The following is a 23,930-nucleotide window of genomic DNA, read 5'->3' on the forward strand; positions in this document are numbered from 1 at the left end:
GGTAGGAAGGGTCCCGCGCGTCGGCAGGGCAGCGGCGGGAAATGTCACGCAACGTGACCGGCCGGAATCAGCGGGATCAGCGGGATCATTCGGGATCAGTAGGGAGTGCCGGGTGGGTCAGCCGGAGATGCAGCCCGAGGGTCCGCCTCAGGACGGGCGGGGCGAGGGCGCGGCCGGGCTGCGGCCGGGCGATCTGACCGGGCGGTCCTTCCCGCTCGGGGACTGGGGGGAGCCGGCCGAACGGCTGGACGAGCTGTACCGGTGGGTGGAGCGCGGAGCGCTGCAGACGGCGTCCTGGTACCTGCGTGACCGGGTGTGGAAGCGGCGCGGGGCGCGGGTGCTGCGGACCGGCGCCGCGGCGGGCGCGGCGGCCGGCGCGGCACTGCCGCTGCTGGACCTGACCGGCGCGGCGCACGGGGTGGCACCCTGGGGCTGCCTGGCATTGCTCCTCGCCGTCGCCTGCATCGGCGTCGACCGGTTCTTCGGCGTGACCTCCGGGTGGATGAGGGACGTGGCCACCGCGCAGGCGGTCGCGCGCCGGCTCCAGGCGCTGCAGTTCGACTGGGCCTCCGAGAGCATCCGGGAGGTGCTCGGCCCGGCGGAGGGTACGGCGAGCGAGGCGGCCGAGCGGTGCCTGGGCGTGCTGCGGCGCTTCTCGGAGGACATCACGGAACTGGTACGCACCGAGACGACCGACTGGATGGTCGAGTTCCGCACCGGCGCGGCCCCCCTCGGCATCCAGACCGCGGTCGCCTCCGTGCCGAGGCAGGAGGGCGGCGGCGTTGGAGGCCGCTTCCCGCTCCCCCCGGCGAACGGCACCCGCCCGAACATGCCCAGGCAGCGTCCGCCGGAACCCCGATAGGCTGGGAATCGGCAGGCGGCCGGCCCACCCCGTTGTTCGCCGAAGGTTCAACCACCGCAGCGGCAACGGACGTTACGTCACTGCTTGGTGTACGTCAGGCTCCCCCCGCCGCTCTTCTCCTGCCGCTTGAGCGCGTCGCCCGGCAGCAACGTGATCTCGGTGGCCCCGCCCGGGGTGCAGGAGGAGGCGGGTTCGCCGGAGGTGACGGTGGACGGCCCGATCTCCAGCAGGCCGCCGGAACCCGGCTGCCCGGCCAGCCTGGCCTCGAAGACACAGTGGTACGACCCGCCGTTGTCGGTCGGCCCGTCCGCGACCAGCGTCAGCACGGTGTCGCCCACCTTGCCCTGCCGGATGGTCAGCCGGCGGGTGCTGGTCCCGTCCGTGCTGTCGATCGTGGTCTCCCAGGTGCCCAGATAGCCGTCCGGGACCGCCCCGTCCGCGGGATCGGCGGAGGAGGCCGGCGCGGACGTGCCCGGCGCCGGCCCGCCGGAGTCCCCGCCGCTCGCCGCGGGCGCGGAGGTGGCGACCGCCGGGTGGCTGCCCTGCCCGCCGCCCGGGGTGTGCCCGCCGCCGTTCATCAGCGCGTACACCGACCCGCCCGCCCCCAGCGCCACGACCACCGCGATCACGACGAGCAGCGCGGTCGACCGTCCGCTGCGCCGCTCCACCCCCTCCGGCCCGCCACCCGCCAAGGGCCCGTACGGCGGCGTGGGCCCGAGCCCACCGCCGGCGGGCTGCGGATAGCCGTAGTCACCGGGGACCGTCTGATACTGCGGATACGCCGGGGACGGCGGGTTCGGCGGTGCCACCTGGGTCGGCTGGGTCACCTGGGGATACGGCGGCGCCGGCTGCGGATGCTGCTGCGCCTGCCCGAACGCCGGGGACACCGGAGGCGCCCCGGACACCGGCCCCGGCCCCGGCCCCGGCACAACGGTGGGCAGCCGGTCGGCACCCCCGCCCCCGGGCTCGGCCCCGCCCCCGTCGTCGGACACGGCGGCGTGCTCGGGAGACCCGCTCGGAGAGTTCTGCGGACCGGCGGCGCCCGCCGGCGGCGGAGGCGGAGGCGGAGCGGCACCCGGCGGGTCACCCCGGACGCCCTCCGGCTCCTCGGCCTCCAGCAACTGCACGGCGTGACGGCCGAGTTGAGCGACCAGCACCCCCGGCAGCCAGGGATCCCTGGACCGCCCCCCGGACACGGTGTCCTCCGCCCCGGTCCGCTCCAGCAGCGCGTCCAGCGAGGGCCGGGCGGCGGGATCCTTGCGCAGGCACTGCCGCACCAGGTCGGCGATCCCCTCCGGCACCCCCGTGAGGTCCGGCTCCTCCTGGGCGATCCGGAACATCAGCGCGTGCACACCGCTGCCGGCCGCGCCGAACGGCAGCGCCCCGCTCGCCGCGAACGCCAGCACGGAGCCGAGACAGAAGACGTCGCACGCCGGCGTGATCCGGTCCCCCCGCACCTGCTCCGGCGCCATGAACCCGGGCGACCCGACCAGCCCCCCGGTCCGGGTCAGCTCGTCCCCGCCCGGCGAGGTCGTCTCCAGCGCCCGCGCGATCCCGAAGTCGATCACACGGGGGCCGTCGATCGTCACCAGCACGTTCGACGGCTTCAGATCCCGGTGCACGATCCCCGCCGCGTGGATGTCCTTCAGCGCGTGCGCGAGCCCCGCCGCCAGGATCCGTACCGACCGCTCGGGCAGCGCCCCGTGATCGCGGCCGACGACCTGCTGCAGGCTGGGCCCGGCCACGTACCCGGTCGCCACCCACGGCACGGCGGCCTCGGTGTCCGCGTCGAGCACGGGCGCGGTCCAGTACCCGCCGACCCGCCGCGCGGCCTGCACCTCCTGCCGGAAGCGGGCCCGGAACTCCTCCTGCCGGGCCAGTTCCTCGCGGACGAGTTTCACCGCGACGGTACGGCCCCGCTCCGAGCGGGCCAGATAGACGTGCCCCATGCCGCCGGCGCCCAGCCGTGCCAGCAGCCGGTAGCCCCCGATCCGGTGCGGATCCCCCGGTCCCAGCCTGTCCATGTCTCGCGCCGCCTCCCCCTCTACGTGAGCACGGACTCTACTGAGCAACGGACCCGGGCTGGCGTCCACGGTTCCTAACCGGCCTGCCCAGCCGGAACACGCGGTCGGATGGCCGGTACGTGGACAACCTGTCGTGGAAACCCCCCGTCCACGGAACAAGACGCCGATAGGCCTTCCGCATCGCGGACATCTACGCTCGGCCGCATGACCCCTCAGCCCCATCCCGAAGCCGGTGCCGCGGTGAAGGCCGCGGACCGCGCGCACGTCTTCCACTCCTGGTCGGCCCAGGACCTCATCGACCCGCTCGCCGTCGCCGGCGCCGAGGGGTCGTACTTCTGGGACTACGACGGCAGGCGGTACCTGGACTTCACCAGCGGGCTCGTCTTCACCAACATCGGCTACCAGCACCCGAAGGTCGTCGCGGCGATCCAGGAGCAGGCGGCGAAGATGACGACCTTCGCCCCGGCGTTCGCCGTCGAGGCGCGCTCGGAGGCGGCCCGGCTGATCGCCGAGCGGACCCCCGGCGACCTGGACAAGATCTTCTTCACCAACGGCGGCGCCGACGCCGTCGAGCACGCGGTGCGCATGGCCCGGCTGCACACGGGCCGCCCGAAGGTGCTCTCGGCGTACCGCTCGTACCACGGCGGCACCGAGCAGGCGATCAACATCACGGGCGACCCGCGCCGCTGGGCGAGCGACGGCGCCGCGGCCGGTGTCGTCCACTTCTGGGCGCCGTTCCTGTACCGCTCCCGCTTCTACGCCGAGAACGAGGAGCAGGAGACCGCACGGGCCCTGGAGCACCTGGAGACCACGATCGCCTTCGAGGGGCCCGGCACGGTCGCCGCGATCATCCTCGAGACGATCCCGGGCACGGCCGGGATCATGGTCCCGCCGCCCGGCTACCTGGCCGGCGTCCGCGAGATCTGTGACCGCCACGGCATCGTCTTCATCCTGGACGAGGTCATGGCGGGCTTCGGCCGCACGGGCGAGTGGTTCGCCGCCGGCCTCTTCGGCGTCGTGCCCGACCTGATGACCTTCGCCAAGGGTGTGAACTCCGGTTACGTCCCCCTCGGCGGCGTCGCCGTCTCACAGGAGATCGCCGCCACCTTCGGCAAGCGGCCGTACCCCGGCGGCCTGACCTACTCCGGGCACCCGCTCGCCTGCGCCGCCGCCGTCGCCACGATCAACGTGATGGCCGAGGAGGGGGTCGTGGAGAACGCCAGGAACCTCGGGGCCGCCCTCCTCGGTCCCGCGCTCGCCGAGCTGGCCGAACGCCACCCGAGCGTCGGCGAGGTCCGCGGCACCGGCATGTTCTGGGCGCTGGACCTGGTCAGGAACCGGGAGACCCGCGAGCCGCTGGTGCCCTACAACGCGGCCGGAGAAGCGGCCGCCCCCATGGCCGCCTTCACGGCCGCCGCCAAGCAGCACGGCCTGTGGCCCTTCGTGAACATGAACCGCACCCACGTGGTCCCGCCCTGCAACATCACCGAGGCCGAGCTGAAGGAGGGCCTCGCCGCCCTGGACGCCGCGCTGAGCGTCGCCGACGAGTACACGGCGTAACCGGGCCGTGCCTGCCGCCAGGCAGACCTAACGCGTAAGGTGACGTCTCGTAAGTACTACGAAAGCTACGCGAGCACGTCATCCACGCGCGAGGAGAGACCCGAGCATGCCCGGCAACGGCGCCGTGACGCGCAGCACCCTGCGCCAGCAGATCGCGGACGCGCTCCGCGACGAGGTGCTGGCCGGGCGGCTGCGACCGGGCCGGGCGTTCACCGTCAAGGAGATCGCCGAGCAGTACGGCGTCTCCGCCACCCCCGTCCGCGAGGCGCTGGTCGATCTGTCCGCTCAGGGCATACTCGAGGCCGACCAGCACCGCGGCTTCCGCGTGCCGGAGTACTCCGTCACCGATTACCGGAACATGATCGAGGCGCGCAGCCTGGTCACCGACGGCATGTTCCAGTCCCTCACCGCCGGCCACCCCGCCTTCCGCACCCCGCCGGACGACCCCCGCACGGCCGCCGCCCTGGCCACCGTCCGCCGCCGCGGCGAGGAGGCCCAGCGCGCCGCCGCGGCCGGCGACCTCACCATTCTCATCGGCTACGACCTGCGCTTCTGGCGTGAGCTGAGTGCCCTGTTCGGCAACCCCTACCTCGCCGACTTCCTCAACCGCCTGCGGGTGCAGTCCTGGGTCTGCGCGGTCCAGCACCTCCTGCGCCTGCCCGACCTGCGCGGCCGCCTGTGGGCCGGGCACACGGACCTGGTCGACGCGCTCGCCCGCCGCGAGGCCGACGCCGCCCGCGAGATCGTCGCCGCCTCCAACGCCCACTCCCTGGCGCTGCTGGAACACCTGACCACCGGGTAAGTGACCGGTACCGTGCGCACACGGGGAGCAACCCGGTGCGACAGCGACTACCCTTCCCAGACCACCCCCCTGTGGACCCTTCTGTGTGCGAGGAGCCCTCTTTGGCCTGCGACCTGTGGCTGGTACCGCTCGTGGACGTGTTGTGCCACACCCCCGACAACCCGTTCGCCGAAGAACTCGCCCAGTACAACGACGCGCTGGCGGCGGCCGGCCTCCCGCCGGTGCCCGTGTACCAGTACATGCCGGGCCTGTCCGGCGAGGTCGCCCCCGTGGCCGGCTTCGACTACGACGCCCTCCACTTCCTGCGCCGCGCCTACCTCCTCCAGGTCTGCGGCCTGCCGGTGACGCCGGTCGGCGAACTGGGCGGCGACTACGAGCAGTTGTTGGAGATGTTCGAGTCCACGGCCCAGCAGTCCCATCTCGTCTGGCACTACGACCACGCGGGCGCGTACGTCCCGGTCGACTTCCCGAACCCGCTCTCCAGCGACGAACTCCTCGCGGGCGGCGGCCCGTTGGGCAGCTCTCAGACCCTGTTGAGGGAACTGGAGTACGTGGCCCCGTCGATCGGCATCGACCCGGCGAACCCCCCGGCGGCCCCGGCGGCCCCCACGGCCCCCACGGAGCTGGAGGAACCGGCGCTCCCGGGCCCGTACGACCCGAGCCCCTTCGCCCGCGAACGGCACGTGTGGCTCGGCCTGCACGCGGCGGCGACCCGGTCCCTGGCCCAGGGCTCGATGATCGTCTTCAGCTGAACCGTCACCTCGTACGCCCTGAAGTGACCGTCGGGGCACTCACTGTGCCCTCGCGTCACCTGGCGGGGCGCGGCCGGCGCTGCGAGACTCGGGTGACATGCACGCGCATGAGAGACAAGAGGACCGGGCCACCGCCCGCGCACGGTGACGCCGCGAGCCCGGACGCAGTCCACGCCCGCGCAGCACGCCCTGCCGCGCGGTGCGGGCAACGCGGCGGTGACGCAGGCGCTGCGGCGGGACGAGGACACCGGATCGAGCCGACCAACGCGGCCCTGGCCGGCCGGCTCAAGGGGATGTCCCCGCAGGAGCTGATGAAGTACCTGCTCAAGGATCTGGTGCGCCCGCAGGCGATGCTCCCGAGGCAGCTGAAGATCACCCCGCGGAACATCGAGGTCCCGTAGACGTGATCCGTGGCGGACCGGGAACCGGCGGGAACCGGTCCGCCACGGAAGCGACCCGTACGCCGGCTCAGAAGACCGGCGTACCGTTCTGCGTCAGCTTCCAGTTGACCTTCGCGAAGTCCGCCGGGTCCAGCGTCTTCTTCGCGGTCACGTAGTCGATCATCAGCTGGCGGATCTCGTTCGTCGAGCTGTACGCGATCGGCGCCGAGGCGATGTGCGGGTAGCCGGAGCCGCCGTTGGCCCGGTAGTTGTTGACGGCGACGACGAAGACCTGGTCGTCGGCGACCGGGGAGCCGTTGTAGGAGAGGTTCTTGATGCGGGACCCCTCCGCCTGGGCGATGTCGATCTCGTAGTCGACGCCGTCCGCCACGTCGTACATGTAGTCCCAGAAGCTGTTGGCGTTGGTCAGCGTCGCGGTGTCGACCTTCGTGCCGGCCGGGACCTGGTGGTAGTACTTCGCCGCGTACTCCAGGTAGTCCTTCAGCTGGGCGCCCGTCAGCTTCTTGCCGTACAGGGTGTTGTCGTAGATGTAGAGCCCGGCGATGTCCTTGATGGTGACGTTGCCCTTGGGGATGTCGGCCGTGCGGCTGAAGGGCGCGGCGACCGAGATCAGCGGGAGGGCGGCGTCGGCGGCCGACAGGCCCGCCTTGACCGTGTCCGCCTGGACCTTCTGGATGAAGTCCATGATCGGCACGTCCTTCCAGCAGGACTCCGCCGCCGAGAGGTCCTCGGTGCAGGTGCCGACCGCCGTGTTGACGTACTTCACGACCAGCTCGTGGTCGGCCTGGAGGAGCTTCTTGATCTCCGGGTCCTCGTCCACCGTGTTGGGGTTGAGGGTCTGCGCGGTCTTGCTGACGACCTTCCAGCGGCCGTGCTCCAGCTCGACCTCGAAGTCGAAGACGCTCAGCCGGTAGCCCCAGCAGTACGGCTCGGAGAGGAGGACCTCCTCGCCGGTCTCCTCGTTCTTGACGGTGTACGAGGGGACCTCGACGTGGGTGTGGCCGACGAGGATCGCGTCGATGCCCGGCACCTGCTCGGCGACGAGGTTGGAGGCGTTCTCGACGTAGGGCAGCTCGTCGCCGTACGAGGACGAGCCGTCGAGACCGGAGTGGTCGGTCAGGAAGACCACGTCACAGCCGAGCGCCCGCAGCCGGGGCACGTACTTCTTCGCCTGCTCGACCAGCCCGGGGAAGACCATCTTCCCGCTGACGTTGTCCTTGTCCCACAGGGCGATACCGGGGTTGGTGAGCCCGAGGATGCCGACCTTGATGTCGGGGGCGCCGGGCACGCAGATACGCTTGACGGTGTAGGGGTGGAAGGCGGGCTTCAGCGTCTTCGCGTCGAGCGCGTTCGCGCCGAGCAGCGGGAAGTGGCACTGCCGCTCGAACTTGCGCAGCGTCTCGATGCCGTAGTTGAACTCGTGGTTGCCGAGGGCGGCGGCGTCGTAGCGCATGTGGTTCATGGCCACGGCCATCGGGTGCCTGGGGCCCTTCTTGCCGTCGGTCCCGGTGATCGGGTCGACGCGCGCGAAGTAGTAGGCGAGCGAGGTGCCCTGGATGATGTCACCGGCGTCGACGAGGAGGACGTGGTCCTCGCCCTTGGCCTCCCGCTGCTGCTTGATGAGCGTGGCGACGCGGGCGACACCGACCGAGTTGCCCGCCTTGTCGCTGTAGGCCGCGTCCTTGTAGTAGTCCCAGTCGAAGACGTGGCTGTGCAGGTCGGTCGTGCCGAGGATGGAGAACTTCCAGGTGCGCGGGTGGTGTTCGCGCTTCTGCTCGGCCGCCTGGGCGGGGGCCGCGGCAACCGTCCCGGCCGCGGCGACGGCCGCTCCGGTGACGGCCGACTTCTTCACGAACTCCCGGCGGTTCATGGGACTGACGGGCATTCAGGGCTCCTGGAGCGAGGAAGAGGGAGGAGTGGGCGGAACGCGGGCAACTACCCGCGTAGATGCTTGCCTTCTGATCTTCCCCTGAGAACCACGAACAGCCCAAGGGCCGGTCAAGGAACTTCATGTCCATGACCGGCCCGTGAAGCGGAGTTGAACGACAGGGACTACAGGAAGGAGTTGACCTCGATCGTCTCGTCCCGGCCCGGGCCCACGCCGATCGCGGAGATCGGGGCGCCGGACATCTCCTCGAGCGCCTTGACGTAGTTCTGGGCGTTCTTCGGCAGGTCCGAGAAGGACTTCGCCTTGGTGATGTCCTCGGACCAGCCCGGCAGGGTCTCGTAGACCGGCTTCGCGTGGTGGAAGTCGCTCTGCGAGTACGGCAGTTCCTCGACGCGCTTGCCGTCGATCTCGTACGCCACGCAGACCGGGATCTCCTCCCAGCCGGTCAGCACGTCCAGCTTGGTGAGGAAGAAGTCGGTCAGGCCGTTCACGCGGGTCGCGTAGCGGGCGATGACCGCGTCGAACCAGCCGCAGCGGCGGTCACGGCCGGTGGTCACACCGCGCTCGCCGCCGATGCGGCGCAGCGCCTCGCCGTCCTCGTCGAACAGCTCGGTCGGGAACGGACCGGCGCCGACGCGGGTCGTGTACGCCTTCAGGATGCCGATGACCCGGCTGATCTTCGTCGGGCCGACGCCGGCGCCGGTGCAGGCACCGCCGGCGGTCGGGTTGGAGGAGGTGACGAAGGGGTACGTGCCGTGGTCGATGTCGAGGAGGGTGCCCTGACCGCCCTCGAACAGGACGACCTTGTCCTCCTCCAGCGCCTGGTTGAGGACCAGCACGGTGTCGGCGACGTACGGCTCAATCTTCTCGGCGTAGCCCAGCAGCTCCTCGACCACCTGGCCGACGGCGATCGCGCGCCGGTTGTAGAGCTTGGTGAGGATCTGGTTCTTGACGTCGAGGGCCGCCTCGACCTTCTGGGTCAGGATCGACTCGTCGTACAGGTCCTGGACCCGGATGCCCACACGGTTGATCTTGTCGGCGTAGGTGGGACCGATACCGCGCCCGGTCGTACCGATCTTCCGCTTTCCGAGGAAGCGTTCCGTCACCTTGTCGACGGTCACGTTGTACGGCGTGATGATGTGCGCGTTACCACTGATCAGGAGCTTGGACGTGTCGACGCCACGCTCGTTCAGACCGCTCAGCTCGGAGAGCAGGACCGACGGGTCGACGACGACGCCGTTGCCGATGACCGGGACACAAGTAGGCGAGAGGATTCCGGAAGGGAGGAGGTGGAGCGCGTACTTCTGGTCGCCCACGACGACCGTGTGGCCGGCGTTGTTGCCGCCCTGGTAGCGCACTACATAGTCCACCGAGCCACCGAGCAGGTCGGTCGCCTTTCCCTTGCCTTCGTCACCCCACTGAGCACCGAGCAGCACAAGTGCGGGCACGCGCGTACACCCCTTCCGGGCGGGGCATGTCCAAGGTCGGGGGCGTGGGCGTAAGGTTCACCGCCGCGTGCCACAGCGACCGCCGTTGGTCGCACAACCGTCGGACCGGATGCCCCGGAATAGACGAAGCCCCTGGCGCAATAGCGCAAGGGGCTCTTGCACAAAGATGCTACCCGAGGAAGCGAGGCAGGACCGAGGTGGCGACTTTCGCGACGTCCGAGCAGCTGCTGGTGATCATCGATCCGGCGGCACGGCAGACGGACGGCGAGTCCGTCCGAATCGCGAAAGACGTGCTCAGCGCGGGTGCGGCGGCGAAAATGTGCCTCCCGGACGGTCCCGAGGAGTTCGCCCGGGCGCTGGGCCGAAGGGGTTCCAGGAGGCCGGTGGTGATCGGCGACGACCGCGCCCTGATCCGCGCGGTCACCCAGCTGCACCGGGAGCGGGAGCTTGCCGAGTGCGGTCTGTCGGTGGTCCCGGTCGGCGAGACGTCCCTGGCGGAGTCCCTGGGCGTGCCCTGCGGCGCGGTGGCCGCGGCCCGCACGGTCCTGGACGGCACGGAACGCCGCCTGGATCTGCTGGTGGACGACAGCGACGGCGTCGTCCTGACGGAGCTGGCCATCCCCCCGGCCCGCCGGTCCGCCTCCGGGCGGCTGCCCGCCGCCCCCTGGTACCGCGCCCTGGTCCGCACCCTGAACCCCCGCCCGGCCCGCCTCGCGGCCGTCCCCTCCCCGGGCCCGGCCCGGCTCAGGGTGGAGGTCGACGGCGAGACCCTCGTGGACCTGTCCCACCCGGTGGAGGCGGTGACGGTGATACCCACCGCCTCCGGCACGGCGGCGGTGGAGGTACGGCCGCTGTCGGTGGGCGCGGAGGCGACCCCGCTGCGGGCCTCGGGCCGCACGGTGACGGTCACGGGCCCGGACTTCCGCTACCGGGCGGACGCGGCCGTCTCGGGGCCGGTGCGCAGGCGGACGTGGCGGGTGGCGGAGGGCGCGTGGGGACTGGTGCTGCCCTCGGTCTGAGCCGGGCGACATCTCGCACGAACCGCCCACCCAATGGTCTGGTGACAAATATTTAACCCAGCCGACCCCTTCCCGCGCCCCCGCCTCGTCCACCATCCTGCTCCATCAGGACCCACCAGGACACATGGACCGGACAGCGAGGGGGCCACCCGATGGCAGTGGACGAGGGCGTCGCCCCGGCGGCGGGCACGGACGGCGGCGAAGTGGTTCACCGGCTGAAACCCAACGCCGTAGGACTGCTGGGCGTCGTGTTCATGGCCGTGGCGACCGCCGCGCCGATCACCGCGATGACCGGGAACGTGCCCTTCATGGTGTCGTCCGGCAATGGCGTCGGGGCACCCGCGAGCTATCTCGTCGCAATGGTCGTCCTGGCAATCTTTTCCATCGGTTTCACCTCGATGGCGAAGCACATCACGTCCACGGGCGCCTTCTACGGCTTCATCTCCTACGGCCTCGGCCGCACGGTCGGCCTCGCCTCCGGACTGCTCGCGACCTTCGCGTACGTCGTCTTCGAGCCGGCCCTGATCGGGATCTTCTCCACCTTCGCGACGACGACCCTGAAGGACCAGACCGGTGTGCACGTGCCCTGGTGGGCCTTCGCCGTGCTGATGCTCGCGATCAACGCGACCGGCACCTGGTTCGGGGTCAGCGTCGCCGAGAAACTGCTGGTGGCGCTGCTGGCGACCGAGGTCACCGTGCTCGCCGCCATGGCGGTGTCGGTCGCGCTGCACGGGGGCGGGCCGCACGGGTTCACCTTCGCGCCCGTCGACCCGGTCAACGCCTTCAAGGGCACGTCCGCCGGGCTCGGGCTCTTCTTCGCCTTCTGGTCCTGGGTCGGCTTCGAGTCGACCGCGATGTACGGCGAGGAGTCCCGCGACCCGAAGAAGATCATCCCCAAGGCCACGATGATCAGCGTCCTGGGCGTCGGCGTCTTCTACGTCTTCGTCTCCTGGATGGCCATCACCGGCAACGGCGAGGCCGAGGCCGTGAAGGCGGCCTCCTCCGCCAACCCGCTCTCGATGTTCTTCAACCCCACCGAGCGCTATGTCGGGCACTGGGCGGTCGACGTCATGCAGTGGCTGATGATCACCGGCTCGCTGGCCTGCGGCATGGCCTTCCACAACTGCGCCGCCCGCTATCTGTACGCCCTGGGCCGCGAGGGCGTCCTCCCCTCGCTCCAGCGCACCATCGGCCGCACCCACGCCCGGCACGGCTCCCCGCACATCGCCGGGCTGGTGCAGACGGCGGTCACCGCGGTGCTGCTCGGCGCGTTCTGGGCCGCCGGCAAGGACCCTTACACCGGCACCTACGTCCTGCTCGCCATCCTCGGCACCATGGCGATCCTCGTCGTCCAGGCCGTGTGCTCCTTCGCGGTGCTCGCCTACTTCCGCTCCCACCACCCCGAGAGCCGCCACTGGTTCCGCACCTTCACCGCACCGCTGATCGGCGGCATCGCGATGCTCGGCGTCGTCGTCCTGCTGGTGTCCAACATGGGCGCGGCGGCCGGTCCCGAGTCCGGCTCGCTGGTCCTGAAGGCGACGCCCTGGCTGGTGGCCCTGGTCGCGACGGCGGGCATCGGCTGCGCCCAGTACCTCAAGCGGCGCTCGCCCGAGCGGTACGCGCTGCTGGGGCGGACGGTGCTGGAAGAGACGAAGGAACGCTGAGCAGGCTCAGCGCTCGTCCTTCTGCTCCCGGTAGGCGCGCCAGCGCTCCATCATCTCGGCCACGTCCTTCTCGATGAACTCGAAGAACTCCAGCGTCTCGGCCAGCCGGCGCCCCGCGGGGGTGTCGGCCCCGAGGCTGGTGACGCCCTCCCGCAGGGCCTCCTCCCAGCGCTTGATGACGGTCTCGCGGCTGGTCAGGGCCTCGTACCACTGGTTGCTGTGCACCCGGTAGCGCTCCCGGCGCGAACCGGGCTCGCGCTCCCTCGAGACCATGTGGACCTGGGCGAGGTAGCGCACGGCGCCGGAGACGGCCGCGGGGCTGATCCGGAGCTGTTCGCCCAGCTCGGCGGAGGTCAGGCTGCCGGCGTCGGAGGCGAGCAGCGCGCCGAAGACCCGGGACGGCATCCGCGGCATGCCCGCCTCGGTCAGCTGGGCGGCGAAGTGTTCCACGAACCGCGAGACCGACACCGGGTCCCGCTGTGCACTCGGCTCCGTCATGCGACTCACCCTAACCGGCATTCATCCGCTTCCTTAACTTCACAACTTTCTGAAAGAAGCGTACGTTCGGAAGCATGACCAAGGCAATCACGGTCTCCGGGCTGCACAAGTCCTTCGGCCGTACCCGCGCGCTGGACGGCCTCGACCTGGACGTCGAGGCCGGCGAGGTGCACGGCTTCCTCGGCCCCAACGGCGCCGGCAAGTCGACCACCATCCGCGTCCTGCTCGGACTGCTGCGCGCCGACACGGGTGCCGCACAGGTGCTGGGCCGTGACCCGTGGCGGGACGCGGTCGAGGTGCACCGCCGCATCGCCTACGTCCCCGGTGACGTCACCCTGTGGCGCAACCTCTCCGGCGGCGAGATCATCGACCTCTACGGCCGGCTGCGCGGGGGCCTGGACCGGGCACGGCGCGCCGCGCTGATCAACCGCTTCGAACTGGACCCCACCAAGAAGGGCCGCACCTACTCCAAGGGCAACCGGCAAAAAGTCGCCCTCGTCGCCGCCTTCGCCTCCGACGTCGACCTGCTCATCCTGGACGAACCGACCTCGGGCCTGGACCCGCTGATGGAGGAGGTCTTCCAGGCCTGCGTCGCGGAGGAGCGCGACCGGGGACGCACGGTCCTGCTGTCCTCGCACATCCTCAGCGAGGTCGAGGAACTCTGCGACCGGGTCAGCATCATCCGCAAGGGCCGGACCGTGGAGAGCGGCTCGCTCGCCGGCCTGCGCCACCTCACCCGCACCAGCGTGAGCGCCGAACTCGCCGGGCCACCCGACGGGTTGGCCCGCCTGCCGGGCGTGCACGACCTCGACGTACAGGGCCGCCGGGTCCGGCTCCAGGTGGACACCGACCAACTCGACGCCGTACTACGCTCGTTGACCGCCTCCGGGGTGCGCTCGCTGACCTCGAAGCCGCCGACGCTGGAGGAGCTGTTCCTGCGGCACTACCAGGACGAGGTGCCCGCATGAACTCCCCACTCGCCGGTACCGGAACCCTGCTGAGGTTCGCACTGCGCCGCGACCGCGTCATGATCCCGGTCTGGGTCACGGTCAACGCGCTGATGGTCCTCTCCATGCCGAACACCCTGAAGACCCTGTACGGCACCCCGGCCGCCCGCGCCGACCTGATGCACCAGATGGCCGGCAACACCTCCCTGCGCGCCATGGTCGGCCCCGTCTTCGACGACTCGCTCGGCGCGCTGACGGCCTGGCGGGCCGGGGTGTACGCGGGCGCCCTCGCCGCCGTGACGAGCCTGCTCCTCGTCGTACGGCACACCCGGGACGAGGAGGAGAGCGGGCGGCAGGAACTGGTCTCCTCCGGCAAGGTCGGGCGCCGGGCCCCGCTCACCGCGGCCCTGCTGACGGCGGCGGTCGCGAACACGGCCCTGGGCGTCCTGATCGTGGCGGGGCTGGCCGGGCAGGGCGCGGCCGGCGCGCTGGCCTTCGGGCTCGGGGTGGCGGGCGCGGGCATGGTCTTCGCCACGATGGCGGCGATCGCCGCCCAGCTGACCGAGAGCGCCCGGCTGGCCCGGGGGCTCACGGCGGCCGTGCTGGGCGCGGCCTTCGTGCTGCGCGCGGCCGGCGACTCGGCCTCCTCGGACGGCTCGTCCGTCCTGACCTGGCTGTCCCCGCTGGGCTGGCTGGAGAACCTGCGCGCCTTCGCGGCCGAACGCTGGTGGGTCCTGCTGCTGTTCACGGCCGCCGTCGCCCTCCAGGCCTGCTGCGCCTACGAGTTGGCCGGGCGCCGGGACATCGGCACGAGCTTCCTGCCGACCCGGCCGGGACCGGCCGCGGGGCGCCTGGGCACCGCGGGCGCGCTGGCCTGGCGGCTGCAACGCGGCAGCGTGCTCGGCTGGGGCCTCGGCTTCTTCCTCGCCGGGGTCGTCTACGGCGGCCTGACAAACGGCGCGGCGAGGCTCGTCGGCGACAACGCCCAGGCACGCGAGATCTTCCAACGCATGGGCGGCCAGTCGGGACTGACCAATGCCTTCCTCGCCGCGATGGTCGGCATGCTCGGCCTGATCGCCGCGCTCCACGTCGTCTCGTCCGTGCTGCGCCTGAACGCCGAGGAGACCTCCGGGCGCGCCGAGCCGGTGCTCGCCGGTGCCGTGGGCCGGCTGCGCTGGGCCGCCGGACACCTGCTGATCGCCTTCGGCGGCTCGGCGCTGATCATGCTGCTGGCCGGGCTGGGCTTCGCCGTCGGCTACGGCAAGCAGACCGGACCCGTCCTCGGCGCCTGTCTGCTCCAGGTCGCCGCCGTCTGGGTGATCGGCGGTGTCGCCGTGCTGCTGTTCGGCGTCCTGCCGCAGGGTGCGGTCGCGGCCTGGGGTGTGGCCGGCGCGGCCCTGCTGATCGGCTGGATCGGCCCTGCGCTGAACGTCCCCCGCGCCGTGCTGGACCTCTCCCCCTTCGGCCACCTGCCCAAGCTGCCCGGCGGCCACCTCGACTGGACCCCGGTGGGCGTCCTGCTCGCCCTCGCCGCACTGCTGGTCGCCGGCGGCCTCGCGGGCCTGCGCCGCCGGGACCTGGCCGGGGGCTGATCAGGCCACCCGCACGCGCAGCCCGTCCAGCCCCCGCATCACGAAGTTCGGCTTCCGCTCCGGCTCCGCCGCCAGAGTCAGGGTGGGGGCCTGCTCCAGCAGGGCCCGCATCGAGGCCGCCAGCTCGATCCGGGCCAGGGGCGCGCCGATGCAGTAGTGGATCCCCGCGCTGAAGGAGATGTGCGGATTGTCCGGCCGCCCGAGATCGAGGCGCCCGGGCCGGTCGAAGACCTCGGGATCGTGGTTGGCGGACCCGAAGAGCATCGCGATCTCCGCGCCCCTCGGGATCGTCGTACCGTCGATCTCGATGTCGTCCAGCACCCAGCGCTCGAAGAGCTGCAGCGGGGTGTCGTAGCGCAACAGTTCCTCCACGGCGGTGGGCACCAGCGCGTGATCGGCACGCAGCCGGGCGAGCTGCTCCGGGTTCCGGAACAGCGCGAACCAGCCGTTCACGGTGGCGTTGACCGTCGCCTCATGCCCCGCGTTGAGCAGCAGCACCACCGTGGAGATCAGCTCCTGCTCGGTCAGCCGGTCGTCGTCCTCGTCATGCGCCGCGATCAGCCCGGAGATCAGGTCCTCCCCCGGCTCCTTGCGCCGGGCGGCGATCAGCTCCCGCAGAAACTCGGAGAACTCCACGGAAGCCCGCACCGCCCGGTCCGCCGCCTCCTGCGACGGATTCAGCTCGTACATCCCGCAGATGTCCGCCGACCACGGCCGCAACTGCCCCCGGTCCGCCTCCGGAATGCCCAGCATCTCGGCGATCACCGCGACCGGCAGCGGCTCCGCCACGTCCGCCAGCAGATCCCCGCCGCCCTCCCGGACCAGCCCCGCCACCAGCTCGTCCGCGAGGCCCCGCACATACGGCCCGAGCCGCTCCACGGTCCGCGGCGTGAACGCCTTGGACACCAGGCGCCGGATCCGCGTGTGATCCGGCGGCTCCAGATCGAGCATCCCGTGGTCGTTGAGGGTGTGGAACGGCTCGTGCTCGGCCGGGGGCGCCGTCCGCCCGAAGTCCTCGTGCGAGAACCGGTGCTGGTAGGTACGGCCCAGCCGCCGGTCCCGCAACAACGCCGAGACATCCGCGTGGTGCGGCACCAGCCACTGATCGGTCGGCTCGTACCGGATCACCCGGCCGCGGGCCCGCAACTCGGCATAGGCCGGGTACGGGTCGGCGAGGAACCCGGGGTCCCAGGGGTCGAAAGCGAGGTCCGCAGCAGCTGCCATGCACGGACGCTAGCCCGGCTCACCCCGGTGTGACCAGCCTCGCCTCGTACGCGAACACCGCCGCCTGGGTGCGGTCTCTCAGGCCCAGCTTCACCAGGATCCGGCTCACATGCGTCTTGATCGTCGACTCGGCCACCACCAGGCGCTCGGCGATCTCCGCGTTCGACAGGCCCTGCGCGATCAGGATCAGCACCTCCGTCTCCCGTTCCGTCAGCTCGCCGTAGGCCGTCTGGGCCGCCGGCATCAGGCGCGCAGGCTCCGCCAGGCGGGAGAACTCCGTGATCAGCCGCCTGGTGACCGAGGGCGCCAGCAGCGCCTCGCCGGAGGCCACCACCCGGACACCGTCCGCCAGTTGGCGAGCCGAGGCGTCCTTCAGCAGGAAGCCGGAGGCACCCGCCCGCAACGCCTGGTACACGTACTCGTCCAGGTCGAACGTGGTCAGCACCAGCACCTTCGCCGCCGCGTCCGCCGCGACGATCTCCCGGGTCGCCTCGATGCCGTTCAGCTCCGGCATCCGGATGTCCATCAGGACGACGTCCGGGGCCAGCTCCCGGACCCGCTCCACCGCCTCCCTCCCGTTGACGGCCTCGCCGACGACCTCGATGTCCGGCATCGCGTTCAGCAGGACCGAGAAGCCCTCGCGGACCATCATCTGGTCGTCCGCGATCAGTACGCGGATGGTCATGCGTCCCCTTCGCTCGCGGCGGCCGGCACCGGCAGGAACACCGCCACCTCGTAACCCCCGTCGTCCGTCGGGCCCGCCGTCATCTCGCCGTTCAGCATCGAGACCCGCTCCCGCATGCCCGTGATGCCGTGCCCGGCGCCGGGAGAGGGTTTGATGAGGTGCGGGGCCGGCGGCGGGCCGTTGACTATACGCAGGCCCAGGCCGCCGAGCACATAGCCGATCTCCACCCGGGCACCCGCCGCCGGCGCGTGCCGCAGGCTGTTGCTGAGGGCCTCCTGGACTATTCGGTATGCCGACAGCTCGATGCCCTGCGGCAGTTCGCGGACCGCGCCGGTCACCGCCTTCTCCACCGCCAGGCCGGCCTCCCGCACATTGGCGAGCAGCGCGTCCAGGTCGGCGAGAGTGGGCTGCGGGGCCTCCGGGGCCTCGTAGTCCTCCGCGCGGACGACGCCCAGCACCCGGCGCAGCTCGGTCAGGGCCGCCACCGCGTTCTCCCGGATGGTGACGAACGCCTTCTCCAGCTCCGGCGGCGGATTCTCCACCCGGTACGGCGCGGCTTCCGCCTGGATGGCGACCACCGACATGTGATGCGCGACCACGTCGTGCAGCTCACGGGCGATCGTCGTGCGCTCCTCCAGCAGCGTGCGCCGCGAGCGCTCGTGGGCCGTCACCGTCTGCTGCGCGGTCACCTCCTGCTGAGCCTCCCGCCGTATGTGCCGGACCGTGACGATCAGCAGGATCAGCGCCGACAGGAACAGCATCGGGGCGGTGTCGGTGCCGTAGTCTCCCCAGCCGAAGGCCGTCTCGGCGAAGAAGCCGAACAACGCGGTCAGCAGCCACATCCAGGCCGCCGTGCGCGGGCGGGTGCGTATCGCGACGACCGTGAGGACCAGCAGGTGGGCGATGAAACTGCCCGGCAGCCACGGCCAGCTGCCGTCGGCGCGGTCGATCACGGACGTGACGACCGTGGCCGCCAGCGACACCCAGAACGCGCCCACCGGACGCGCCAGGGTCAGCAGCACCGGAACCACCGCGAGCAGCCCGCACAGCAGCGTCACCGGAGGCGCCTGCACATGCGACACGGCGGCGAGCATGGCCACCACAGCGCCGGCGGCCACCAGCAGATGCGGGGACCAGGCCGCGTACTCCCGCGCCCGGCCCGACAGCCGCCGGGTGACCGGCCCCGCATCGGCCATGCGGGGCAGCGGGTCGTAGGCGAAGGCGTCCTGGAACAGGTCCTGCCGCAGACCCCGCAGGGCGCCCGCGGCGAGCCGGAACTCCGGGCTGCGCGGCCGGCCGGCCGGGCCCGGCGGTGTCGTCTGCGTGTGCGTCGTCTCGGTCACGCACAAAACGGTAGGGCGGGCCGGTGGTCGCGGTCGTCCCCTTGGAGAGGGGTCCTTGGGGGTCCCTCTCAGGTACTACGAGGTCCTCGGGGATCGGGGATGGGGTCAGGGACGGGATCGGGGTCGGGGGCCGGGTCGGAGGTCATGGCCCCGGCGGGTGCCGCCGGGGCCGTGCCGGTCAGCGGGCGCCTCCCGGGCGTACCAGGCCGGAGTCGAAGGCGAAGATCGCCGCCTGGGTGCGGTCCCTGAGGCCCAGTTTCACCAGGATCCGGCTCACATGCGTCTTCACGGTCTGCTCGGCCACGACCAGCCGCTCGGCGATCTCCGCGTTCGACAGACCCTGCGCGATCAGCGCCAGCACCTCCGTCTCCCGTTCCGTGAGATCCCCGACGCGCTGTTTGAGGGGGGCCTGGCCGCCTTTGCCGTCCAGCCGGGAGAACTCGGCGATGAGCCGCCGGGTGATGCCGGGGGCGAGCAGCGCGTCGCCCGCGGCCACCACCCGCACCGCCTCGGCCAGTTTGTCCGCGGAGGCGTCCTTGAGCAGGAAGCCGGAGGCCCCGGCCCGCAGCGCCTCGTACACGTACTCGTCCAGGTCGAACGTGGTCAGCACGAGCACCTTGACGGCGGGATGCTCGACCGTGATCCGCTGGGTCGCCTCAAGGCCGCTCATCTCGGGCATCCGGATGTCCATCAGCACCACGTCCGGGGCCAGCTCGGCGGTCCGGGTGATCGCGTCGCGCCCGTCCACCGCCTGCCCGATCACCTCGATGTCGGGCTGGGTGTTGAGCAGCACGGTGAAACCCTGCCGGACCATCTCCTGGTCGTCGGCGATGAGTACACGGATGGTGCCGGCACCGCTCGTCATGGGGCCTGTTCTCCTGTCGGTGGCTCGGGGCTGTGCGGGTCGGATGCGGGGGGTGCCGGCGGGAGCGGGGGCAGCGTCCGGGGCGGACGCAACGGCCGGGGCGGGGCCGGCGGCCGGGGCGGGGAAGTGGGCCGAGGCGGGGACGTGGGCCTGGCGGGCCCGCCGGTGCCGGCCGGCGCCGGGGTGCCCTCGCGCGGCAGGAACGCCGTGACCCGGAAGCCGCCGTGCCGGTCGCCCGTCGCGACGACGTGCCCGCCCAGCATCGCCGCGCGCTCCCGCATGCCGAGCAGACCGTGGCCGCTGCCGGGGGACGGCGGGGCCGGGCGGCGGGGGCGGGAGTTGATGATGTCCAGGCATATGCCGTCGGGGTAGTGGAGGACCTCCACGCTGACCGACGCGCCCGGGGCGTGCCGCAGGACGTTGCTGAGGGCCTCCTGGACGATCCGGTACGCCGACAGCTCCACCCCGGGCGGATAGCCGCGGGACTCGCCCTCCACCTGCATGACGACGTCCACACCGGCCGCGCGCGTGTTCTCGATCAGGGCGTCCAGCCGGGCCAGATTCGGCTGCGGGGCGTCGGGGGCCGGGCCGGTGCCCGGGGCGGGCAGCCGGTGGGTGTCGTCCCCGGCCGCCGGGTCGTCCGGGCCCTCGGAACGCAGCACGCCGAGGACACGGCGCAGCTCGGTCAGGGCCTCAAGGGCGTTGTTGCGGATGCCGGTGAGGTTCTCCTTCAGCTCCTCGGAGGGGTTCTCCACCAGGTGGGGCGCCACCTGGGCCTGGATCGAGATCACCGACATGTGGTGGGCGACCACGTCGTGCAGCTCGCGCGCGATACGGCTGCGCTCCTCCAGCAGCGCCCGGCGGGCCCGCTCCTCCGCGGTGATCGTCGTCTGCCGGGCCAGCTGCGTACGCGCCTCGCTGCGGCTGCGCAGCACCGTGCCGATGAGGACACCGATGGCGAAGAGGGCGACGGCCATGACTCCGGTCGGGGAGTACTTCTGGGCGCCGGTCAGGGCCTGTACCGCCCAGGTCACCGCCGCGGTGGTGCCCAGCGCGGCGAGTGTGCCGCGCAGGCGGGTGCGCAGGGCGAGGAGCGTCAGCACGATCATGTGCGCCAGCAGGGCGGGCGCCGACCAGGGCCAGTTGGCGCTGCCGTGCGTTTCCGGTCCCAGGTGCGGGCGGGCCAGCAGGGCGGTGAGGACGGCAGCGGCCAGGGAGGCGGCCCAGGCGGGGACGGGACGCCAGATCGCCACGACGACGGCGGTGCCCTGGGTGAGCCCGAGGAGAAGACCGACGGCGGTGGTGAACCGGTACTCCTCGGACAGCTGTGCCCCGCCGCCGAGGCCGATGGCCAGGGCGGTGTAGGCGACGAGCAGATAGGTGAGCAGGCGCAGCCAGCGGTGGCGGGCGAAGGGAGGTGACTGCGGGGAGGGGTGCTCGCCCAGCCAGGCGCGCAGGCGACGGCGGCGGGGGGCGGCGCCGGTGACGGGACCGGGGGTGACGGGACCGGGACCGGGTTCGGGTGCGGCGTTCTCGAGTGCCGGTGCGGTGCCGGATGCGGGTGTGCTGTCGGGCGGGGGCGGTCCCGGCCGGTCGTTCTCGTCGTCGGCGGCCGCGGGTTTCACGGAGTCAACACTAGGCATTGTGCGGGGACTTTGCTGGCGGCAGGTGGCGGCGGACCACGTGGGACGTGCGGCCTCGGGGGCGGCGCGGGCCCTGTTCGTGGTGGCGGAAGGCCGCCAGGCACAGGGCCAGGACGAGGGCGAAGGCGGGGAGCCAGGCGAGGCGGTACGTCACCCAGACCAGCGAGTCGGGTGCGGTGTGCAGACCGGGCAGGCGGCCGGCCGTCAGGCCCGTCGCCGTCGTCGCCATCATGGCCGTCTGGTGCCACAGGTAGACCGTCATCGCGGAGAGGTTGACGAGGGCCACCGCCGTCCAGAGCAGCGGACGGGCCATCGCGCGGCGCAGCCGGTCGCGCAGCAGGAGGGCCAGGCCGCACTGGGCCAGTCCGAAGGTGACGGCCGCGAGCGTCGGGGGGTCGAGGTTGGAGATCTTCGCGCCGGGGACACCGACCATGGACGCCGGGTAGCCCGCGAAGCCGATGAGCACGGCCGTGGCCGTCGTACCGCCGAGGAACAGGACCCAGGCCGCGCGGCGGCCGTCCAGTTCGCCCCGGGTCCAGGCCGCGCCCAGGGTGTACGGCACCAGCCAGCCCGCCGGGAGGTTCAGCCAGGCGAGCCAGGACGGGCCGGTGTGCAGGCCGAAGCGGAGGAGGTCCACGTGCAGGACGACGGCCAGCGGCCACAGGGGGTTGAGGCGGGTGAGCAGCGGGGTGGCGGCCGTCAGGGCGGCGAAGACGAGCAGGAACCACAGGGGGGACAGGGCCAGTTTGGCCAGCGTCTCGATCGTGGCCGGCGGGGTGCCGGTCAGCAGGAGTGCCGTGGCGGCCACCGCCCACAGGCCCAGCAGCGCGGCCACCGGGCGCAGCAGGCGGGTCAGGCGGGCGCGCAGCCAGGAGCCGTAGGCCTCGCCTCTGGCGCGGGCGGTGGCCAGACTGCGGGTCGCCACATGGCCGCCGACCAGGAAGAACACGGCCAGGGTCTGGAACAGCCAGGAGATCGGGGCCAGCCAGGGCATGTGCTGCAGCGGGCTGGTGGTGTGCAGGCCGCCGTCCCTCGCCACCAGCGCGGTCACCAGCCAGTGGCCGAGGACGACACCGAGGATCGCCCAGGCCCGCAGGGCGTCGACCGCCCGGTCCCGGGTGGCGGGGGTGGCGGAGTCGACGTGGCGGGCGGTGCGGCGCAGAGCGTGCAGGGGGTGAAGGAAAGGCAGGGCAGGGAGGACAGGGAGGGAAGGGAGGACGTGGCGTCGAGGGGCTTGCACGGGGTCCTGCGAGGGGTGGAGTACGGCGGGCTCAGGCACGGGTCACCTCCGAGGTCTCGCCGAGGGTGATCCGGGCCAGGTTGGCGAGTGAGGCCGAGCCCGGGGTGAAGTAGCCGCTGTGCTGGGCGTCGGCCGCGTCGAAGACCCGGGCGCCGAAGGCGTGGGAGACCGGGTCGGTGCCGAAGCCGATCGTGGTGCCGAAGAGGTGTGCGCTGACGTGCGGGACGTGGGCGATCCAGTCGTCGCCGCCGCGGGCGGCCCAGATCCGGGCGCGGGTGTGCAGGCCCGCGACGGAGCCGGCGCCGGTGCCGGGGCTGCCGACCAGGGCGATGTCGTCGGCGTCCAGGCCCGGGGCGGCCCGGCCGCAGACGACCGTGCCGTAGGAGTGGCAGAGCAGGGCTGTGCGGGCCTGCGGCTTGGTCGCGGCGCGCAGGTCGCGTACGAAGGCGCGCAGGTGGGGGGCGGCTTCGTCGGCGCGGGCGGTCGTGGTGACGGTGGTGCTGACCGTGGCCGGGGTCTCGTAGCCGAGCCAGGCGATGACGGCGACGCGGGTGCCCCGGGCGGCGCGGTGGGTGAGGTCCGTGTACAGGGCAGCGGCGGCCTTGTGGAAGCGGGCGTAGGTGTCCAGCGAGGTGTCCGAGCCCGGGACCAGGATGGCGATGCGGTCGGCGTGGGCGAGGTCGCCGAGGACTTCCGTGGCGCGGCCCGTGCCCCGGCCGTCGAAGGTGAGGAGGTGCCGGCTGGGTGCGGCGAGGGCGCGGTCGGCGGCGGCGCGGTGGCTGTCGCCGTGGGCCGCGGCCATGCGGGCGGCCTCGGTGGCGTCGGCGCGGTTGGCTTCGTAGGTGGTGGGGAGGGTTGCCGCCGTGAGCGCGGGGAGGGCCGCGGGGCGTGGGGACGGGATCCGGGGGTGGGTGGTGGCGGCGGAGAGGGGGGCGGCGATCGCGGTGGTGAGGAGGGCGGCGAGGAAGGCGCGACGCCAGGAGCGTCCGCGGGTCCGGCTGGATGGTTCTCCCGCCCGCGTCACCCGTGACGGTCTCGTCGCCGGGTGCGGGTGTCCCGCGTGGGGCGCATTCGCCGCCGGCGACCGCGGCCGCGTGGAGGGCGAGGGCGAGGGAGAAGGTGAAGGGGAAGGCGAGGGGGAGGGCGAGTGAGGGAACACGCAAGCCGTGTCCTGCGGCAGCCGCACACGGACCCCGCCGAAGACGGCCTCCGTCGGCCCCTGCAGGCGGGAGAAGGCGCAAGCCGTGCCCGGCGACTGCCGCACACGGGGACCGGAGTCCGTCGGCGGGTGTGCGTGGTTCTCCTGGGGGCGCCCCATGGTCGGCTTCCTTTCAGATGCCCGGCCATCGGGCTCATCCGGCAAGGAAGTTATGGATCGGGGCGTGTCGTCGGCGTCCCGCCTGAGAGCTGTCCTGCGGGGTAGCTCTCAGGTATTACGGGTATGACCGGGTCCGACCCCGAAGGGCCGGACCA

The 23,930-nt window shown here is 72.2% G+C and carries 20 protein-coding genes; 9 read left to right on the forward strand and 11 right to left on the reverse strand.

All coding sequences use genetic code 11. From position 1 onward, the window contains the following. The first annotated feature begins 112 nt into the window (after positions 1 to 112). On the forward strand, positions 113 to 862 hold the full coding sequence (locus tag A6P39_RS20680; protein WP_067055351.1) for an SLATT domain-containing protein: 750 nt from the start codon (positions 113 to 115) through the stop codon (positions 860 to 862). A gap of 77 nt (positions 863 to 939) precedes the next feature. Here the strand turns inward: A6P39_RS20680 and A6P39_RS20685 are convergent, their stop codons facing one another. Continuing rightward, positions 940 to 2,886 carry a serine/threonine-protein kinase gene (locus tag A6P39_RS20685; RefSeq protein ID WP_067055348.1) on the reverse strand — a complete coding sequence of 649 codons (1,947 nt, stop codon included), beginning with the start codon at positions 2,884 to 2,886 and terminating at the stop codon, positions 940 to 942. Between the two features lie 204 nt (positions 2,887 to 3,090). Here A6P39_RS20685 and A6P39_RS20690 point away from each other — a divergent pair, with 204 nt between their 5' ends. From A6P39_RS20690 to A6P39_RS20705, 4 genes are all read left to right on the forward strand, one after another. Next, the gene (locus A6P39_RS20690; RefSeq protein WP_067055346.1) at positions 3,091 to 4,446 is read left to right on the forward strand and encodes an aspartate aminotransferase family protein; all 1,356 of its coding nucleotides are present in this window, start codon (positions 3,091 to 3,093) and stop codon (positions 4,444 to 4,446) included. A 106-nt stretch (positions 4,447 to 4,552) separates the two neighbouring features. Beyond that, on the forward strand, positions 4,553 to 5,248 hold the full coding sequence (locus tag A6P39_RS20695; protein ID WP_067055343.1) for a GntR family transcriptional regulator: 696 nt from the start codon (positions 4,553 to 4,555) through the stop codon (positions 5,246 to 5,248). Between the two features lie 101 nt (positions 5,249 to 5,349). Continuing rightward, positions 5,350 to 6,000, forward strand: coding sequence for a hypothetical protein (locus A6P39_RS20700; protein WP_067055340.1), 651 nt, complete (start codon positions 5,350 to 5,352; stop codon positions 5,998 to 6,000). 107 nt (positions 6,001 to 6,107) lie between these two features. Next, on the forward strand, positions 6,108 to 6,401 hold the full coding sequence (locus A6P39_RS20705) for a hypothetical protein (RefSeq protein ID WP_159396193.1): 294 nt from the start codon (positions 6,108 to 6,110) through the stop codon (positions 6,399 to 6,401). A 67-nt stretch (positions 6,402 to 6,468) separates the two neighbouring features. Here A6P39_RS20705 and A6P39_RS20710 read toward each other — a convergent pair whose 3' ends face one another. Then, the gene (locus A6P39_RS20710; RefSeq protein ID WP_067055337.1) at positions 6,469 to 8,286 is read right to left on the reverse strand and encodes a bifunctional metallophosphatase/5'-nucleotidase; all 1,818 of its coding nucleotides are present in this window, start codon (positions 8,284 to 8,286) and stop codon (positions 6,469 to 6,471) included. A 167-nt stretch (positions 8,287 to 8,453) separates the two neighbouring features. After that, positions 8,454 to 9,737, reverse strand: a complete 1,284-nt coding sequence (locus tag A6P39_RS20715) for an adenylosuccinate synthase (protein WP_275883883.1) — start codon at positions 9,735 to 9,737, stop codon at positions 8,454 to 8,456. A 197-nt stretch (positions 9,738 to 9,934) separates the two neighbouring features. On the opposite strand from A6P39_RS20715, the gene A6P39_RS20720 reads away from it, so the two are divergent. Continuing rightward, positions 9,935 to 10,756: a diacylglycerol kinase gene (locus A6P39_RS20720; RefSeq protein WP_067042040.1), complete on the forward strand. Its 822-nt coding sequence runs from the start codon at positions 9,935 to 9,937 to the stop codon at positions 10,754 to 10,756. 152 nt (positions 10,757 to 10,908) lie between these two features. Next, complete coding sequence (locus A6P39_RS20725; RefSeq protein WP_067042041.1) at positions 10,909 to 12,420, forward strand: APC family permease; 1,512 nt, start codon at positions 10,909 to 10,911, stop codon at positions 12,418 to 12,420. Between the two features lie 6 nt (positions 12,421 to 12,426). Here A6P39_RS20725 and A6P39_RS20730 read toward each other — a convergent pair whose 3' ends face one another. Next, positions 12,427 to 12,918, reverse strand: a complete 492-nt coding sequence (locus A6P39_RS20730; RefSeq protein ID WP_067042043.1) for a GbsR/MarR family transcriptional regulator — start codon at positions 12,916 to 12,918, stop codon at positions 12,427 to 12,429. Between the two features lie 74 nt (positions 12,919 to 12,992). Here A6P39_RS20730 and A6P39_RS20735 point away from each other — a divergent pair, with 74 nt between their 5' ends. Together A6P39_RS20735 and A6P39_RS20740 are read left to right on the forward strand one after the other, a co-directional pair. Next, a complete protein-coding gene (locus A6P39_RS20735) occupies positions 12,993 to 13,886 on the forward strand; it encodes an ABC transporter ATP-binding protein (RefSeq protein WP_067042045.1) in 894 nt (297 codons plus the stop codon). Next, positions 13,883 to 15,457 (forward strand): ABC transporter permease, encoded by a 1,575-nt coding sequence (locus A6P39_RS20740; RefSeq protein WP_067042048.1) that lies wholly within the window; start codon positions 13,883 to 13,885, stop codon positions 15,455 to 15,457. The genes A6P39_RS20735 and A6P39_RS20740 overlap by 4 nt, the downstream gene beginning before the upstream one ends. Here A6P39_RS20740 and A6P39_RS20745 read toward each other — a convergent pair whose 3' ends face one another. From A6P39_RS20745 to A6P39_RS20775, 7 genes are all read right to left on the reverse strand, one after another. Beyond that, on the reverse strand, positions 15,458 to 16,681 hold the full coding sequence (locus tag A6P39_RS20745; protein ID WP_067042049.1) for a cytochrome P450: 1,224 nt from the start codon (positions 16,679 to 16,681) through the stop codon (positions 15,458 to 15,460). It lies immediately after the preceding gene. A 19-nt stretch (positions 16,682 to 16,700) separates the two neighbouring features. Next, on the reverse strand, positions 16,701 to 17,366 hold the full coding sequence (locus A6P39_RS20750) for a response regulator (protein WP_067042051.1): 666 nt from the start codon (positions 17,364 to 17,366) through the stop codon (positions 16,701 to 16,703). Next, entirely contained in the window at positions 17,363 to 18,709 is a 1,347-nt protein-coding gene (locus A6P39_RS20755) for a sensor histidine kinase (RefSeq protein ID WP_067042054.1), read from the reverse strand. Before A6P39_RS20755 ends, A6P39_RS20750 begins: the two co-directional genes overlap by 4 nt. A gap of 178 nt (positions 18,710 to 18,887) precedes the next feature. Then, complete coding sequence (locus A6P39_RS20760; RefSeq protein WP_067042055.1) at positions 18,888 to 19,574, reverse strand: response regulator; 687 nt, start codon at positions 19,572 to 19,574, stop codon at positions 18,888 to 18,890. Continuing rightward, the gene (locus A6P39_RS20765) at positions 19,571 to 21,031 is read right to left on the reverse strand and encodes a sensor histidine kinase (RefSeq protein WP_067042145.1); all 1,461 of its coding nucleotides are present in this window, start codon (positions 21,029 to 21,031) and stop codon (positions 19,571 to 19,573) included. Before A6P39_RS20765 ends, A6P39_RS20760 begins: the two co-directional genes overlap by 4 nt. Before the next feature lie 178 nt (positions 21,032 to 21,209). After that, positions 21,210 to 22,406 carry an acyltransferase family protein gene (locus A6P39_RS20770; protein ID WP_067042147.1) on the reverse strand — a complete coding sequence of 399 codons (1,197 nt, stop codon included), beginning with the start codon at positions 22,404 to 22,406 and terminating at the stop codon, positions 21,210 to 21,212. 82 nt (positions 22,407 to 22,488) lie between these two features. Then, entirely contained in the window at positions 22,489 to 23,481 is a 993-nt protein-coding gene (locus tag A6P39_RS20775) for an alpha/beta hydrolase (RefSeq protein ID WP_067042058.1), read from the reverse strand. Between the last annotated feature and the right edge of the window lie 449 nt (positions 23,482 to 23,930).

The organism is Streptomyces sp. FXJ1.172 (genome assembly GCF_001636945.3).
GTDB lineage: Bacteria > Actinomycetota > Actinomycetes > Streptomycetales > Streptomycetaceae > Streptomyces.